The 16,335-nt window shown below is 36.4% G+C and carries 12 protein-coding genes; 7 read left to right on the forward strand and 5 right to left on the reverse strand.

Annotated features, from left to right (window positions below; all coding sequences use genetic code 11):
- Positions 1–6: 6 nt before the first annotated feature.
- The 7 genes from Q1A54_RS14060 to Q1A54_RS14090 are packed head-to-tail and all read left to right on the forward strand — an operon-like array spanning position 7 to position 9,686.
- Positions 7–1,521 (forward strand): hypothetical protein, encoded by a 1,515-nt coding sequence (locus Q1A54_RS14060; protein ID WP_299989362.1) that lies wholly within the window; start codon positions 7–9, stop codon positions 1,519–1,521.
- On the forward strand, positions 1,521–4,973 hold the full coding sequence (locus Q1A54_RS14065; RefSeq protein ID WP_299989365.1) for a hypothetical protein: 3,453 nt from the start codon (positions 1,521–1,523) through the stop codon (positions 4,971–4,973). The genes Q1A54_RS14060 and Q1A54_RS14065 overlap by 1 nt, the downstream gene beginning before the upstream one ends.
- 7 nt (positions 4,974–4,980) lie before the next feature.
- Positions 4,981–6,225 (forward strand): hypothetical protein, encoded by a 1,245-nt coding sequence (locus Q1A54_RS14070; RefSeq protein WP_299989368.1) that lies wholly within the window; start codon positions 4,981–4,983, stop codon positions 6,223–6,225.
- Between the two features lies 1 nt (position 6,226).
- Positions 6,227–7,972, forward strand: coding sequence for a MotA/TolQ/ExbB proton channel family protein (locus tag Q1A54_RS14075; protein WP_299989371.1), 1,746 nt, complete (start codon positions 6,227–6,229; stop codon positions 7,970–7,972).
- On the forward strand, positions 7,962–8,573 hold the full coding sequence (locus tag Q1A54_RS14080) for a hypothetical protein (protein WP_299989374.1): 612 nt from the start codon (positions 7,962–7,964) through the stop codon (positions 8,571–8,573). Before Q1A54_RS14075 ends, Q1A54_RS14080 begins: the two co-directional genes overlap by 11 nt.
- A complete protein-coding gene (locus tag Q1A54_RS14085; RefSeq protein ID WP_299989377.1) occupies positions 8,570–9,109 on the forward strand; it encodes a retropepsin-like aspartic protease in 540 nt (179 codons plus the stop codon). The genes Q1A54_RS14080 and Q1A54_RS14085 overlap by 4 nt, the downstream gene beginning before the upstream one ends.
- Positions 9,110–9,167: 58 nt before the next feature.
- Complete coding sequence (locus tag Q1A54_RS14090; RefSeq protein ID WP_299989380.1) at positions 9,168–9,686, forward strand: hypothetical protein; 519 nt, start codon at positions 9,168–9,170, stop codon at positions 9,684–9,686.
- A gap of 369 nt (positions 9,687–10,055) precedes the next feature.
- On the opposite strand, the gene Q1A54_RS14095 is transcribed toward Q1A54_RS14090, so the two are convergent.
- From Q1A54_RS14095 to Q1A54_RS14115, 5 genes are read right to left on the reverse strand one after another with little or no spacing between them, the layout of a single operon-like run.
- Positions 10,056–11,537: a class I SAM-dependent DNA methyltransferase gene (locus Q1A54_RS14095; RefSeq protein ID WP_299989383.1), complete on the reverse strand. Its 1,482-nt coding sequence runs from the start codon at positions 11,535–11,537 to the stop codon at positions 10,056–10,058.
- Positions 11,538–12,203 (reverse strand): hypothetical protein, encoded by a 666-nt coding sequence (locus Q1A54_RS14100; protein WP_299989386.1) that lies wholly within the window; start codon positions 12,201–12,203, stop codon positions 11,538–11,540.
- Positions 12,203–13,720, reverse strand: coding sequence for an AAA family ATPase (locus Q1A54_RS14105; RefSeq protein ID WP_299989388.1), 1,518 nt, complete (start codon positions 13,718–13,720; stop codon positions 12,203–12,205). The genes Q1A54_RS14100 and Q1A54_RS14105 overlap by 1 nt, the downstream gene beginning before the upstream one ends.
- A 29-nt stretch (positions 13,721–13,749) precedes the next feature.
- Positions 13,750–14,982, reverse strand: coding sequence for a PD-(D/E)XK nuclease family protein (locus tag Q1A54_RS14110; protein WP_299989391.1), 1,233 nt, complete (start codon positions 14,980–14,982; stop codon positions 13,750–13,752).
- Positions 14,983–15,011: 29 nt separating this feature from the next.
- Entirely contained in the window at positions 15,012–16,334 is a 1,323-nt protein-coding gene (locus Q1A54_RS14115; RefSeq protein ID WP_299989394.1) for a restriction endonuclease subunit S, read from the reverse strand.
- Between the last annotated feature and the right edge of the window lies 1 nt (position 16,335).

Consider the following 16,335-nt stretch of genomic DNA (forward strand, 5'->3'; position numbering starts at 1 on the left):
AATAGAATGGCAAGATTATTTATTTTCGCAATAGGAGGTACTGGATCAAGAGTACTGAGATCTCTTACAATGTTGTTGGCCTCTGGTATAACACAAAAGACTGACAATACTTATGAAATTGTACCTATTATCATTGACCCTCATAAAGCAAACGAAGACTTAAAGAGGACCTTACGGGTTCTAGATACTTACCAATCTATAACAGAAGAAGTTGGAATCAACAACGGTTTTTTCAATACCAGAATCTCAACTCTACAAAGTTTAGCTGCTAATAAGCAAAAGTTCCAGGGAAGTTTCACATTTGATCTGCAGGAAGTATCTAATAGTAGATTTAGAGATTACATTGGCTACAATACTATGGATAAGCCAAATCAAGCTTTGGCTAACCTTTTATTCTCCGGACAGTCAATTAATAAAAGAGGAGAGGATGTCGATCTTCTTGATATTGAGATGGACATTGGATTTGTAGGGAATCCAAACGTAGGAAGTGTTGTACTAAATCAGTTTAAAGATTCAGATGAATTTAAGCAATTCGCATCAAGCTTTAACGAAGATGACAGAATCTTTATAATTAGCTCAATTTTTGGAGGTACGGGTGCTGCAGGTTTCCCGACCATATTGAAAAATATTCGTGGTGCAATGGGTAACTCTACCATTGATTCTAAAGGATTTCTTCAAGACTCTAAAATTGGTGCCTTAACTGTTCTTCCTTATTTTAATGTAGAAAAGGATGAAAGTAGTCCTATCCAAACATCAGACTTTATTGCAAAAACTAAGGCAGCTTTACATTACTATAAGGATAATGTAACCGGCAACCAATCAGTTAATGCACTATATTATATAGCAGATTCATACAATGGAAAATCTTATAAAAATGACCCGGGTGATGGTGGGCAAAAAAATGATGCTCATTTCGTAGAATTAGCTTCTGCTTTAGCAATTATTGATTTTATGGGTATACCTGACCGGCAGTTACAAACTGCTGAAGGGAGAGCAATTAACCCAATATATAAAGAGTTTGGTACCAAAGCAGATAATGAAGCACTTACATTACTTGAGCTTGGTAATCAGAGTCAAGACATCCTGAACCTTAGATTATCTCAATTCTTCTTTTTCCATAAGTATATGCAAGAGAAGTTAACTTCTTCTATTGATAAACAAGCATGGAGCACGGATTCTCCTGAAATAAAAAAAGCTTTTCTGAGTACTGCCTTTTATAAAAACTACATTGCAGATTTCTTCTCATTTTATGATGAATGGCTTGAAGAACTTGCCAGAAACAGAAGAGGCTTTTCTCCTTTTAATATCAAATCTAATTTAGAAGCATCCATAAAGGGTATAGAGCCTGAGAAAGGTTGGTTTAAAGATAAAGTTGACTACGGTTTTTATGATAATAAGCTCAACTCTATTTCTAAAGGCAGGCAATATGCATCATCCTCTGAAAAACTAATCAAATTATTTTTTGAAGCTACAGATGAAATCCTGACAAAAAAGTTCGCTCACTTCAAAGTTAAGGCATAATGAAAAAGATTTTTACATATCATAATATTACAGATGGTGAAGGATGGTTTAATGCTGATGCCTACAATGATCAGCATATAGAAGCTATAACCGATCCACAAGGGGGGAGCGAAACATTTTTGCCAACAGCTATACCTAGTCCTTTTGCTAGAATGGATCTTGTTAAAACAGCTTTTAGAAATGCAGCAAAAAGCCCCAATCTAAAATGTTATACAAAAGAAGGTGATTCAATTGTTAGCCGTGAAGATGAAAAGCTTGTTTCTGATGCTTTAGATCTCGCAGAGTTGCTATTTAATATTGATAGTTTAAGTAATGATGTTAGAATTATTCCTTGGGACAAAGACATTGAGATAGGAAAATTAAAGTCTGGCTCTGAAATGCATAAGCGTTTAGCTGAAACGCTTAAATTATACCTAGACCAAGATAAACATTCTTACAATTTTGATAAACTTCAAAGGCTGTATCTTATAGAATATAAACACAAGATAATTGGTGCTACATCACCGGTTACTTTGTTTTTTGCATCCGCAAATGATCTTGAGTTTGCTAATATCAAGCTGACGACAGATGATGTACTATTTGATCATAACTATGCAGCTTTGTATGAAAGGGATGCTGATTTTCAGCTTTACATTTATAGCCTGTTCCATACATATAATACACTCAAATCGAGTTGTAGAGATTTTTATGATTACTTGCAACGTAATTTAAAAATTCTTAATTCTCATAAGCCAGATCTTTATAATAAGATAAATAGCCTGGGGTCTGTTGATCTAGCCACTAAGTATGCTGCCCTTGATACTGGTGCTGCTGGTGATGTCGTAGAAGTTTTAGGTATACCTCTTTGGAAGCGTAAAAAAGAAGATATAATAGCATCCGTAAAGGAAAGTGACTTCATAATAGATTCTGTCAAGTATAATGGCAATTTGAAGCCACTAGTTCTTCAAAATCATTTGAATAAGAATTTGAAGTATACAAATGACCTGTGGAATAAAAACACATCTGTTCCATATTTTGATGAAGAGCTAAATTTCAATAACAGGTGGTTACCAGGCCAGAAGGTGCAGTATCCTTATCTTACTGTTAGTGATTTCTTAGAGCCCTATCTCACAAGGCTTGTTTACCCTCTTAACAAGGAAAGTTACTTTGACGGTAATTTCAATTCTGCTGTTGGGGACGACTCTAAAGGCTATTTACTACCTATCAAGGGAGAATTCTTTAAATACTTTAATGCACTTGATCTGCAAAAAACGCTTCCGGATGGAAAGGTAATGTTTGAATTGATCCATGGTGCAGGAAACTCTGTTAAGGCTATCTTAAGAATTCCAATAAAAAAAGATCGAGAGTATATAACATTTGAAAGAACTTATTACCCTACTTCAGATTATGAAATAACTAACCCAGATGAGAGAAGGAACAAAGGGGTAATTATTGAAAACCAGGTTGGTGTAACAATTTTTCCTTTCATCAAATGTGGCACACCTGAAATAAAGGCACACTATAGAATTCAGTTAGTAGACAGAGATGTAGCAGGATTGTTTAAACGTAGCGAATACGACTTAAATTTCTTCAGTGATAATAGAACCGATGTATTACCTGTAAGAGCAAAAAAGCATAGAAGTCGTAAGATTTCTGATTCTGTTGATTCTGTTGCTTCACAGTATTTTATACTAAATGACGAGTTTGATTACATACAGGTAAATAATGGATTATCATCTGGCATCATAATTCCTAAGTGGCCAATCTATCAACCAGGTAATGAGGACTTCACATTTGCTATTGATTTTGGTACAACAAATACACACGTTGAATATAAAGTTGGTAATGGTGCACCGAGGTCTTTCGATGTTACGCCTGAAGACACACAAATCGCAACACTGTTTCACCCTGAGAAAACAACGGAAGACTTTGGAGGCTCTGGCGCAAATGCGATAAGGGAACTTATTGATCATGAATTTATACCTCAATTTTTAGGAGGACATGCAGAATATAAGTTTCCTCATAGGACGGTGATTGCTGAAAGCCACTCATTGAATATTGAAATGGAGACTTTCTCATTAGCAGATTTCAACATACCGTTCGCCTATGAAAAAAAACCAGAAAGAGATAAGGTTCTGTCAAATCTTAAATGGGCGAGAAAAGAAAAAGGGAATGAAAAGAGGGTAAGAGCTTTCTTCGAGAACCTAATTATGTTACTTAGAAATAAAGTAATCTTTAATAGGGGTAATCTATCACAGACTCGCTTAATCTGGTTCTATCCTTCTAGTATGAAACCTGCCCGAAAGGCTGATTTGGAAAATACATGGAACGAATTATTCAAGGAATACTTTGGCTCTGCTAACACACCAGTAGGAATCACAGAGTCACTTGCGCCTTTCTATTATTATAAAGGTACAAATCAGATTCAAGGTGGTGCATATAAGCCAGTTGTTTCTATTGATATCGGTGGCGGTACTACTGATGTGGTAGTATTCAAACACAATCGCCCTTTGTTGTTAACATCTTTCAAATTTGCTGCTAATGCAATGTTTGGAGATGCTTATAGTGAGTATGGTGCTGCTAGCTCGAATGGTTTGATGTCAAAGTACTATCCTCACTTTGAGAATTTATTGGCCATCAATAAGCTCTATGACCTGTCTAAGATTCTATCGAGTATCAAAGATAAAAATAGAACCGAGGATATAAACACATTCCTCTTTTCAATTGAGAACAACAGTAAAGTAAAAGATAAAAATCTGTTCTCTTACAACTCACTACTTGCCAAGGATGACGATCTTAAAATCGCCTTCTTGCATTTCTATTTAGCTATTGTGTATCACGTTGCACAATTGATGAAGGCTAAAGAAATTGAATTCCCTAAGAATATAGTTTTCAGTGGAACAGGATCTAAAATTCTCTCCATTATCAGACCTGATGCTAAACAATTAGAAGAAGTTACTAAGAGAGTATTTGAAAAAGTATTTGGTGAATCTTATAACTCGGAGGGCTTGACAATCAAAGCAGAAAGAGAAATGCCTAAAGAAGTGACCTGCAAAGGAGGACTGATGTCAAATGCAGAGGATTTATCAATAGATGTAAAAACTATTAAAGCTGTATATAATTCTACTGTAGGAGAAAATAAGCCATTGACTTACAATGATCTTGATGAAGATACAAAGCAGGTAGTGGTTGATGAGGTTAAGGCGTTTCTGCATACAATAAGAGAGATTAACAGGGAATACAGTTTTGCTGATAACTTCGGAGTCTCTTCTAAAGCAATGGACTTGTATAATATTGAATCAAATAAGCACTTAAGAGATTATCTAGAAGAAGGATTGCAATTCAATCAGCAGCTAGATGAAACGGCAAGCGGTGATAAAGAACTTGAAGAAACACTGTTCTTTTATCCACTCATTGGATCTATCAGTAATCTATTAACACCGCTCTCTACCTTAACTCCCATCAATAACTAGCAAAGTAATGAGAATCTATATTTTAGGGCTTTTGCTTTTCATGGGCCAAAGTTTGTATGCACAGGTTTCAAAAGATACATATGAAACAGCGGTAAACTATTTGAATTGCAAAACTATTGAAGCCTCTTTAACAAGCGAAAAGGAGGATTTAAATAAATTTAAAAAAGAATGTAATTGTGATGAATTTTCAACTCTAACTTTTGAGAAGATCTTAGTTTCTATTCCAAAAAAATATGGTGGTACTCTCGAACTTTCTAAAGAAATAAATTCCTTAATAAATAACTATTCAAATGCTGCTAATGACCCTATAAGATATCTGTCTCAGAATGCATTTAATGATAAAAAAAAACTAGGTAAGCTTTATGCTTTTAAGGACAAAAGGAAAGGTGAAGAGTTCGAGAACGTCCAGAAAAGTATCACTGAAGGATTAAATCATATATTTGGAGTACATGAAGATACTGGTTGGTATAGTTCACCTGACCAAACTGCATTAGGAGTAGAAGATGAAAGTGAAGTAATTTTTGATCGATCTCAGACTAGCATAACAAACCAAGAGAAAGCGGGCTGGTTTGGTGGTCTTACATTTGAGTTTGATATTATAGCCATTCTTATAAGTATCATAACTGCTTTAATTCTTTATGCTTATCTAGACTTTAACTTCCTGAAAAAGTCAGATGAAGTGCCTAGTGCGGTAAAAAGCTATGTAAGTAGTAAGTTAAATGATCCACTCTTTAAAGTGGGATCTAAACAAACCACTCCCAACTCGGAAATTAGAAGCCTGCGAGATGATTTAGATAAGCTAAAGGGTGTCATTAGAGATCTAGAGAAGCAAATAAATGGTCTAGCTACTAAAAGTATTAATACTCATGTGACCGGTGGTGAAAAACATATTATAACACCACCTATACTAGATAAAAATACTTATAAAGAAAGGGAAGTCTTCTACTTATCTAACCCTAATGCAGATGAGAGTTTTAACTCACTTTCTATCTCTCATGCGTTCAGAACTGGCGCTTCAATCTACAGATTTACAAAAATTGATGATTTTAGAGCGGAGTTTCAAATTGATAATCGTGAAGATGCAATAAAATTAGCTCTGCAGTTTCCAGATAAAAACATTGACCCTGCATGTGAGCCCAAGAATGCTTTCAATCCGAAAGCAAAGTCAGTATATACGTCTGCTCCAGGTAAAGCTGAACTTCGCGCTGATAAGTGGAAGGTGACAAGTAAAGCAATAATTGAATATATATAAGATGGATTTAATTCAACTAGAAATATTTCTTATAACAGGAATAGTAGTATTACAAATCTTTTTGTTTGGGCAAACTCTTTATCAGATACTTTCTTTTAAGAAGATTATTACTCCTGTAAGAAATATCAAGGTTTCCAAAATCTATATAACGCAAGCTGAGTTACAAAACCATGAACCCGCTCAAATACTGGCTAATCTTAATGAGTATAGATATGCTTCTTCTCCTAACAAGGTCCAGGAAAGAGTAGCTGTACTAGCTAGCTATGATGACTTTGGAGATGAAGAATACTTGGATGAAGACTTAGATACTGACGAACCAGATTCATTTTATAAAGAAGAAGATTTTGATAATGAAGAATTTATTGAGTTAAGTATTATTGAGAGTGACTCACAAAACAGTAAGGTGTTTGAGAACGTGTTAAATTCTATAAACACATATTTGATTCGTAACAAAGGTGCAGCTTCTGACTTCAATTTAATCAAGGATATTGTAGAACGGAATGTAGATGCTTACGATGAGAAAATTAACCTAAGTGTTTCAGTTCCTCTATATCTTGGCTTAGCTGGCACTATGTTAGGGATCGTTATTGGCTTATTTAACATGTCAGATCTGTCTGGAGCTTTATCTGGTACTTCTGCAAATGAGCAGTTAGGGGAAGGAATTGATATCTTATTAGGTGGGGTTAAAATTGCCATGATAGCTAGCTTTGTAGGACTTTTGCTGACTATCATTAATTCTGCATTTGTATATAAAGGAGCGAAAAGTAAAGTAGAAGCTAAGAAGAATGACTTTTACACGTTTGTACAGACAGAACTTCTACCTGTAATAAATCAGTCTTTTGCCGGGACTATGGAATCTCTGCAGCGGAACCTTTTCAAGTTTAACTCTGAGTTTTCTGGTAACCTGACAAAGCTAACTGGATTGTTTCATTCAAATTTTGAGTACTTAGAACTTCAAGATAGGATGATTCAAAACCTAGAGAAGATAGACATAGCTAAGGTTGCCAAGTATAATGTCAATGTATTAAAGGAGTTAAAAGAAAGTACACAACAGTTTGTTAAGTTTAATACCTACCTGAACCAGGTCAACTCTATGATTGATAGCTCTAAGCAGCTTACTTCAAAGCTAAATGATGCTATTGACCGCACAGAGGATTTCCATGTAATTGCAAATAGTCTTGGGTCTAAATTTGACCAGAGTCAACAGCTATTAGACTTCTTAAGTTCTCATTTCAAGGATTTGCAGGACCGTAGTCATCTCATACAAACAACCGTTGCGGATGTAGATAATGTTATGACTGAAGCAGTAGGCCAACTAAAAGAACACACCCAAGCTAAAATAAGCTCGTTCAAAGAGATTACTATTAGAGAAGAAGAGGTAATGGGAGATATGCTCAGTCAAATAAGGGAGCATAATGAAGCTAAAATGAAAGCAATGATGGCCATTACAGCGAAGGAGGAAGAGTTAATGATTCAAGCCTTCTCTGAAAATAAAACCAATCTAAATAAGTTGTCCTATTTAGAAAGTGTAAATAAAAATCTATATGAGATGAAAATGAGTACAGCCTCTCAGGTAGGTGGGCTAAAATCCGAATTAGCCGACTTAAATTCTAAAATAGCTGCTTCATTTACTATCTTGGAAGAAATGAATAAAAGGCCTTCTTTACAGAACGGCCTATACACGTTCTTCTCTAAAGTATACAGAAAGCTTTTCAACTCTAAGAAAACTGGGAAGCATGAAGAGTAAAGGGTCAAATTTTTTCTGGCCGAGTTACGCAGACTTAATGACGAGCTTATTCTTTATTATGCTTGTCTTATATGTGTTAACATTCGTAAAGCTACGTCTTCAACAACAGGCTACGGAAGAGCAGTTAAACAAGATAAAAGAGATACAGGCGGCTGTTCAAGAACTTCCGCAAGAATACTTTACTTATCAACCTGAGCACAAAAGGTTCATATTAAATCAACAAATAGGTTTTGAATCGAAGGAGAGCGATATAAGGGAGGGTGATAAAGAATATCTCATAACAGTAGGTAACAGTATCGTGTCTTTGGTAGAACGATTAAAAACTAAATATCAAGATCAGAATATTAAGTACCTGATAGTAATAGAAGGCATGGCTTCTAATATACCTTATTCAAGAAACTTTCCATTAAGTTATGAAAGAGCTCTTTCGCTCTTTCACCTTTGGAAGTTGAATGGGATTGAGTTTGATCCTACTATTTGTGAAGTCCAAATTGCGGGTAGCGGAACTGGAGGGGTCGGGAGATATTCTGGTAACGAAGAATATAAAAATCAACAATTTCTTATTCAGGTGGTTCCTAAAATAGGAGAGATAGAGTTATGATGCGGTACTTGAATATTGCATTGGTTTATCTTCTCTTCATCAGTATAACTGGCTGCTCTGGCTGTTCTCAGTCGGGCAGAAGAGTATCAGCTACCAAAAAAGATAGAGTTAGTGACTCAAAGGATCATGGAGTTCTGGTTTCTGATGGGAGCCGAACTGTTGTGAGAATGGTAAAGTCAGGCGGAGTCTATGAAATTCCAGTAGAGATCAATGGGGTACCGATGCACTTTATATTCGATACGGGTGCTAGTAGTATTTCTATTTCTGGAGCTGAAGCACTCTTTCTTTATAAACAAGGAAAGCTAAGTGACGAAGACGTTGTAGGCAAGCAGAATTTCATTGACGCGACTGGGAGAGTGAGTGAAGGTACTGTTATCAAACTGCATTCTGTTAAACTAGGAAATAAGACACTATATAATGTAAGTGCCTCAGTTGTACATAATATGGAAGCACCTCTTCTATTCGGGCAATCAGCTTTAGAGAGATTTGGGAAAATATCTATAGATTATAATAAAGGTATTATAATCTTCGAATGAAGGATCACCTTTAATATGTTGAAACATTATAATCTGGTTTAATAATTATAATCAATTTATGAGAGAATACTTTAGGTATCTGTGCTTAGCTTTTGCCATTTTGCTTACGTCTTGTAGCGATTCATACAAGATAGATCTAGATGGCATTATATCCAATTCCACTATAAATACTACTGGTGAATTTGATGGTTGGAAAGTGGAGGCTTTTAGTTTTAAAGATACTATTGACTTAGGGGAAGTTGAAGTGAAAAAGCACTCTATATTGGCGGATGGCTCAACAAAGTTCACGGGTATAAAACATATAAAGATTGATCATTCTAGTGACATTAGTTTTTTTAATGTTGTTGAACAAGATTTTATATCAGGTGCAAATTGGAATAAGGGGGGCCTTCATACTACTGGTCAAGACGGTATTATAAATCTTGAATATGATCTTAGAAATATTAGATCTCAAAAAGAAATAGATAATTATACAACACATTATACGAAAGCTTACCTTGGTTTTAGTAAGGATGGCCAAGACTATGTTTATGTTTGCGATTTTGTATGTAAGGTCAAATTAAAGCTGGTTCAGTAAATTGATGTTATTAGTAATGGTTAATTTATTTTATATAACTGATGGTTTCTAAGTCGATATAATTAATATAGTTTGGTATAGGAAAGTATATCCGTTGGTGTTCATGTAGGGCCACAGAAAATCGTTTACTTATCTTATTGAGAGGTAGGTGCTTTTTGTTTTTAGACTTTTTTACTAATCCTTTATCTCTACTTCACTATAGTTTATCGTTTTTTATTTTTGTTAGTTAAAAAGGAACAGGTGCGCATAAGTGAAATCTAATCAATTGAATTGATAGAAAAAGCCTGAAATTGAATCAACCTAAAGTAAAAACCCCTGACAACTTAATGACAGGGGTTTTTACTTTAGGTTGATTCAATTTTGATTTTGCTACTTCTCCAACGCCACCAAAATCGTCCGGAAACTTTCTAAACCAGCTTCCAGATTCTCAATAATATCCTCCGCCAATACATCCGGGTCAGGCAGGTTATCCAGATCTGCCAGTGACTTGTCTTTCAGCCAGGTAATGTCCAAGCTGGTCTTGTCGCGGGCGATGATCTCTTCATAAGTGAACTTGCGCCAGCGGCCTTCGGGGTTTGTTCCCGGGTGGTAGGTTTCGGTGCGCTTATGGCGGTTTTCTGGGTTATAGAGCGTGATGAAATCGCGGAGGTCTTCTAGCTTGAGCGGGTTCTTTTTTAAGGTATGGTGCACATTGGTGCGGTAGTCGTATACCCAGATTTCCTTCGTCCAAGGATCTTTGCTACTCGGCTTGTTATCGAAGAACACCACATTGGCTTTTACACCCTGCGCATAGAATATACCTGTCGGTAGGCGCAAAATGGTATGGATGTCGGTTGTTTCGAGTAGCTTCTTGCGCACCGATTCACCGGCTCCGCCTTCGAACAGTACGTTGTCTGGCAAAACCACGGCGGCCATACCTGTGGTTTTGAGCATGCTGCGGATGTGCTGCAGGAAGTTGAGCTGTTTGTTACTGGTGGTGGCCCAGAAATCCTGCCGGTTGTAGGTCAAATCTTCTTTCTCTTGTTCGCCATCTGCATTGGTAAAGGTCTGGCTGCTCTTCTTGCCAAAAGGCGGGTTGGCCAGCACATAATCATAGCGCACACCAGCATCTGCAATCAACGCATCGGCTGGGGAGATGAAGTTGTCGCTGTCAATGTCGCCGATGTTGTGCAGGAACAGGTTCATCAGTGCCAGGCGGCGGGTGCTGGCCACGATCTCGTTACCGAAGAAGGTGTTATACTTCAGGAACTGCCGTTGCTCCCGATCCAGCTGATGGTGCTCCACCAGGTAATCGTAAGCTGCCAGAAAGAAACCGCCTGTACCGCAAGCCGGATCGGCAATGGTTTTCATAGGCTGCGGGTTCACGCACTCCACCATGGCTTTGATCAGGGCGCGCGGAGTGAAGTACTGGCCGGCACCGCTCTTGGTGTCTTCGGCGTTCTTTTCCAGCAAGCCTTCGTAAATGTCGCCTTTGTCTTTCACGCCCATCATCAGCCACTGCTCGTTGTTGATCATGGCGATGATCTTGGAGAGCTTGGCTGGGTCCTGAATCTTGTTCTGGCTCTTGGTGAAGATCTGGCCCAGTATACCTTTCTCTTTGCCGAGCTCGCGCAGCATGATGGTATAATGCGCTTCCAGTTCAGCACCTTTCAAATCAACAAGGCTTTCCCAGTTGTATTCGGCAGGTATAGGCAGTTGGCGGTTATGCGGAGGCTTGGTATATTCGTCTGCCATCTTCAGGAATAGCAGGTAGGTAAGCTGTTCTAAATAGTCTCCATAGCCCACGCCGTCGTCGCGGAGAGTGTTACAAAAAGACCAGACTTTAGAAACTATAGCGGAGTTGTTGTTCATTTAAATTTCCAAATCGGGTAAACTATTTATGAAATCTTGTATTTCAGTTATTAAAGCTTGATCGTTTTCGATTAAGATTCTTTGCATTAACTTTTCTTCAATGTCAGCTTGACTTAGGTCGGCTTCAAAAGCTCGATCTTCAGTTAGATCAAGCCTATCTAGTTTATAAAATTGTATTGTATTTATTCCCTTTAGTGAAGAGTTTATAGGCTTTGCTATCACTTCGCCTATAAACTCTATATGATCTAATATATTATCATAATATGGATTAACTATGGTAAAACCATCGGATGTCATTGGGTAAGTCTGAGATTCAGGATCAGAATGGGGGACACTTAAAACATTAATTACTCCCTTACCAAAATTACACTTTTGACAGCTATAAACTAGATTATTAGATGTAAAAGTAAATTGTTTGTATTTAGTTTTTGATACTAAATGTTCAAGATGTGGGTAGAATTGTGATTTATTAATTCTAAGCCTGCAGAATCCGCACCTCTTATTTTGTTGTACTCGTAAATACTTCCTAATTCTATCTCTAAATGGTTTGTAGTGCTTGTCTTCCCAGGCGAGTTGAAGTTTTACCCCTTCATCAATAATTCCCTTATCGTCATCACTAATTTCATAAGGGTTAATTATAAAATGGTAATTTGCTGAATAACTCATTAACCCAAATATTTTTCAGTTAAGGTTGAAATTATTTTTTTTAATGGATCAACATTTTTTAGCTGTAGCCCTAGTTGTTTTACTTGTATTAGCTCTCTTTTAATTTCACCACTGCTGTTCTCACCATTTCCTATCAACTTTAAAAGATTACTTATTTTATCTGCTAAGAATTTATTTCTACTAGTGGCAACACCAAAAACGTTAAGAAGCACATCTTCCGCTGACCATCCATAAGTATTATAATCTAATAATTCTGCTTCCACGGTCTCACCATTTTTGAGTGTAATAACAGCAGAAGTATCCCCCTTTGAGTCGGAAATTATAAAATGGGAATGTGTGCAAATAATGAAGTGTACTCCACTAGAATTTTTAAATAGCTTTTTTAATAGATGAACATACCTCATTTGCCAATTAGGGTGCAAACTTATTTCAGGTTCATCTATAAGTATCAGACTGTTATTCTCAGCTTCTGAAAAAATGGTGATGAGGGAAGATATAAAGTGAAACTCACCTGAGCTACTTGTCTCTAAACTAAAGCTTTTACCCCTTTTGAATAATTTAATTTTGGGAAACTTAATCAAGTCGAGTTTAGATAATTCCAGAAGAATCGGATATTCTTCTCGCATTGAATTATCTTCAAAAATGTCATAGCTAATAACACGCAATCTCGACCCCTCTTCTGGAGACTTCATTCGAGCACTTAAAGTATTCATGAAGTCTACAATCTTAGAAACGTTGGCTTTGTCTGAGCTTATTTTTTTATAATGCCCAAGAGTCCAAGGATCTGTTTTTCTATTTGTATGCTTTCTCCAATTTATGAAGAAATCATTGAATTTATCAACAGTTAGGTTGCCGTCGTAGAAGTATGTCTTATAGCGAAGATCATACTCAATTCTAAAACTTTGCTTTAGATCAAGTGTCTCCAAGACCTCTCCAAGTGAGTCCATAAAACCATCCCTGTCGATAGCATCTACAATACTACTTACTGTTCTTTTAACTAAAGTTTTTGTGCCAGCTGACGAAGAAGAACTCCTGATTCCTAAATATTTGTAAATTGGGAATATCTTATTTTCAAATTCTTCTTTCTCTTCTATGAACGGGAATTTATCATTCAATAAAATCGAGCTAGCAATTATTTTATTAGGGAACTTCGCGTATCTGTAATCATCTTTCTCTCCATTTATTTCAAGAAAAGCAGGAGCAGTTTCTTTTCCATTCTTGGTTATAAAAGTAAGCCTGTTAAAATTAGAATATCGATAGTTGATATTTTCTAATTCAAACTCTAAATTAAATTTTCCGGTAGTGTACCGAGGTCGTTTACCATTAAATTTATACTCGTACAAATCTCTGTAGACATCTACTAAGGCTCTAAGTATATTACTTTTACCTGTACCATTTGGACCTATGATTATTGTAGAATAAGGTCCATTATTCTCTTCACCTTCATTAACAAAGTCTAGCTTTAAATCTCCAAGTATTTGGTGACCCTTTAGCTCTAATTTTAGTAGCTTAAACATTTAGTATTTAGTTCGATTTCATTTTACTGTTACTCTTCAACTGCAGACGTTGCTGTATATTCCTTTAGAATTGCCTTGAATGATTTGATGTAAGCATACAATTCTTCTTCCTGTGTAGGGAACATAAATTGCTTTTCCCACCTATCTTCAGCTGGGAAGAAATCATCGATTAGGTTATTTGCTTGTAAAAATGTTGTAGCTGGGTTTATAGGAGTTTCTTTGTTATCATATGATCTGACAAAGAATTGGAATCGGTATCGGTCTTGCTCCACAATAATATCTATAGCGAAGCGAATACCATCGAAATGACAGTTATCTAAAACAGCGTAGTGTTTCCAATCATATACCCTTGTGAAAGGAGTCTTATCAAACTTAAATGTGTCTAGAATTTTGTCTCTTCTATAGTTTATTAGGTCTTGTAGCATGGCATTGAGCGACATCGCTTTGCTGTAATTTTTATTTACTAGCATGCTCTGCAGAAACTCTTCCATCAGCGGTTTGTTCATATTTTTACCTCCTAAGTAGGCTATTAAGTTGTTGTATTGTCTGATTAAGAATAATGTGTCAATGTTTTGTGCTTGTTTCTCGCATTTAGATAACCACCCGTTGTATAAGTCCTTTGGCGTTTCGTTGTAAGCAGAAACCTGTATTACCTTCGGTAGTATGTGAGCTATCTCAGCTTGTGTCCAATTATGGGTTGTGGGCTCTTTGTGTCCGTTTAATACCAGATATAGAACAAGGTCTATTTCAAAACCCTTCTTTTCCAGATGTGCTACATACCTTGGTATCTGCCGTTCCATATCACCGGCATTATTCATCTTGTTCTCAATGATAATAGCCTTTTTAGACTTACTGTCTATTATGGAAATATCTATTCTTCCAGCTTCTCTCTCAACTACCGCATTTTGATAATCTTCTTTCTTGATCCAGCTTTTACCTGAATGCTGATTTAAGTAGGAGATGAAACTATGTAAATACTTTGGGCCTTCTTTATGCAGACCTTCAGGATCTAGTATGGCCTTCAGGATATCGCTATGGAAATTTTCTTTATAATAAGTATCAGAGACTAATTGAAAAACATTTAACCCAATTTCTATTTCTCGTTCTTGAAATTCAGCATACCTATGTGTTAGTTGCTGTAGGTTTGCATTTGAGATAAATTGATGTAGTTGGCTTAAATGGTTCTCTATAACCGTTTGTACTTCTGATAATACTGTTAACTGTAAAGTATTTTTGGCTTCGTTTATTTCGCTTGTTTCCATCACTACTAATTGAAAATTTCTTAGGCAAACTATTGACCAAAACTAATCTGGTACTGATCTGTCTGGGCAAATTTCTTTTTTAGCTGATTTACCTGCTGAGTTACTTTTGCACTTGCAGTTTTTACCAACTTCCCCTCAAAAGCCTGCTTTAAAATACTCTGCCGCAAAGTCTCTGCCTGCTGCATACCTTTTGTTATCGTCTCTTCTACTTTATCGCAAACACTCAAGCGGCTTTCTATTTCTTGAACAAGATGGTGTTGTTCTACAAGTGGTATAAGTGGAATTGGGATGCTTTTTACACGCTCTTTATTTAGGGCTTTTTGATTATTTCCAGAGCCAACTCGTCTATTGTCTTCATACTTCCATACTAAGAAGTAGTAAAGCAATTTAGATAGATATTTATCCTGATCTACTCTAATAGCTGCTGTGTTTTGGTTGTGAGTTGCCTCAACTTTAAGTATAGCTGCTTGACCTCTCGTTTTTCCTTCACCAATCATAGCAATTATCACTGTGCCTGGTGGGTGGAGCTTACATGAAGATTTATTTAATCCTTCTTCAGTAATTTTTTGTTTTGTTTCGTTGATGTTGCAGAAGGCGACCTCGCCACTACTTACCCAGTTGATGTTTCCATTCCAGTAACTATCTATCTTTCTACTAGGTGTAGAGCCAACAAAAACCTCGAAAATTTCACCTATAGATGAATTTAACCACCCCTCAGGCAACTCCCCATCCCTAACCTCTGCATTTGTAAACCTCCCTTCAAAAGCCCACTTCAAAACAGCTTGGCGGTATACCTTAAGTTGCTTCAGGGTAGTTTCTAATTGCTCTTTGCCTTTATCTAATTCGCTGAAAAGTTCTTCTATTTTAGCAACTATCTCTTGCTGTTCGGGTAGGGGAGGAATTACAATTTCAATAGTTTCAAACTTTCCTTTATTAACTATCGCTACTGTAGTCGCAGCTGCAAGATTCTCTAATTGATTTCTAAAATTGATTGATTGAGCTTGGTAGAATAAGAAGTTTCCATCTAAAATTTCAGATGGGATTAAAGCATTTATCTGCTGATTAAAAGCTACTGGAGTTTTATTTATGGCAGTCCTTCCTAAATTTCCAATACAGGTTACCAAAACAGACCCTACTGGTAAGATTCTAGCCTTCTGTGAACCTTCGAGTGAAAGTTTTTCAGGAGCATCAGATATTTTTCTATCATTAATTTGTGGTGGCTTAACGAATGGGATATAATTTCCATAGTTTGCAATATTCCCTTTCGATGGTGTATTGCCAGTAACTGCTTTACAAACCTCTCCTAACTTCTTCACTTCCCAATGTGAAGGAAGTATACTTTTATCAATCATC

Source organism: uncultured Pontibacter sp. (assembly GCF_947502515.1).
Taxonomy (GTDB): Bacteria; Bacteroidota; Bacteroidia; order Cytophagales; family Hymenobacteraceae; genus Pontibacter.

What these genes read in the sequence shown, in the direction of transcription:
- Q1A54_RS14080 (WP_299989374.1), top strand. Translation starts at nt 7,962, where the DNA reads ATGAAGAGTAAAGGGTCAAATTTTTTCTGGCCGAGTTACGCAGACTTA.
- Q1A54_RS14110 (WP_299989391.1), bottom strand. Translation starts at nt 14,982, where the DNA reads ATGGAAACAAGCGAAATAAACGAAGCCAAAAATACTTTACAGTTAACA.
- Q1A54_RS14060 (WP_299989362.1), top strand. Translation starts at nt 7, where the DNA reads ATGGCAAGATTATTTATTTTCGCAATAGGAGGTACTGGATCAAGAGTA.
- Q1A54_RS14100 (WP_299989386.1), bottom strand. Translation starts at nt 12,203, where the DNA reads ATGAGTTATTCAGCAAATTACCATTTTATAATTAACCCTTATGAAATT.
- Q1A54_RS14070 (WP_299989368.1), top strand. Translation starts at nt 4,981, where the DNA reads ATGAGAATCTATATTTTAGGGCTTTTGCTTTTCATGGGCCAAAGTTTG.
- Q1A54_RS14085 (WP_299989377.1), top strand. Translation starts at nt 8,570, where the DNA reads ATGATGCGGTACTTGAATATTGCATTGGTTTATCTTCTCTTCATCAGT.
- Q1A54_RS14115 (WP_299989394.1), bottom strand. Translation starts at nt 16,334, where the DNA reads ATGATTGATAAAAGTATACTTCCTTCACATTGGGAAGTGAAGAAGTTA.
- Q1A54_RS14095 (WP_299989383.1), bottom strand. Translation starts at nt 11,537, where the DNA reads ATGAACAACAACTCCGCTATAGTTTCTAAAGTCTGGTCTTTTTGTAAC.
- Q1A54_RS14105 (WP_299989388.1), bottom strand. Translation starts at nt 13,720, where the DNA reads ATGTTTAAGCTACTAAAATTAGAGCTAAAGGGTCACCAAATACTTGGA.
- Q1A54_RS14075 (WP_299989371.1), top strand. Translation starts at nt 6,227, where the DNA reads ATGGATTTAATTCAACTAGAAATATTTCTTATAACAGGAATAGTAGTA.
- Q1A54_RS14065 (WP_299989365.1), top strand. Translation starts at nt 1,521, where the DNA reads ATGAAAAAGATTTTTACATATCATAATATTACAGATGGTGAAGGATGG.
- Q1A54_RS14090 (WP_299989380.1), top strand. Translation starts at nt 9,168, where the DNA reads ATGAGAGAATACTTTAGGTATCTGTGCTTAGCTTTTGCCATTTTGCTT.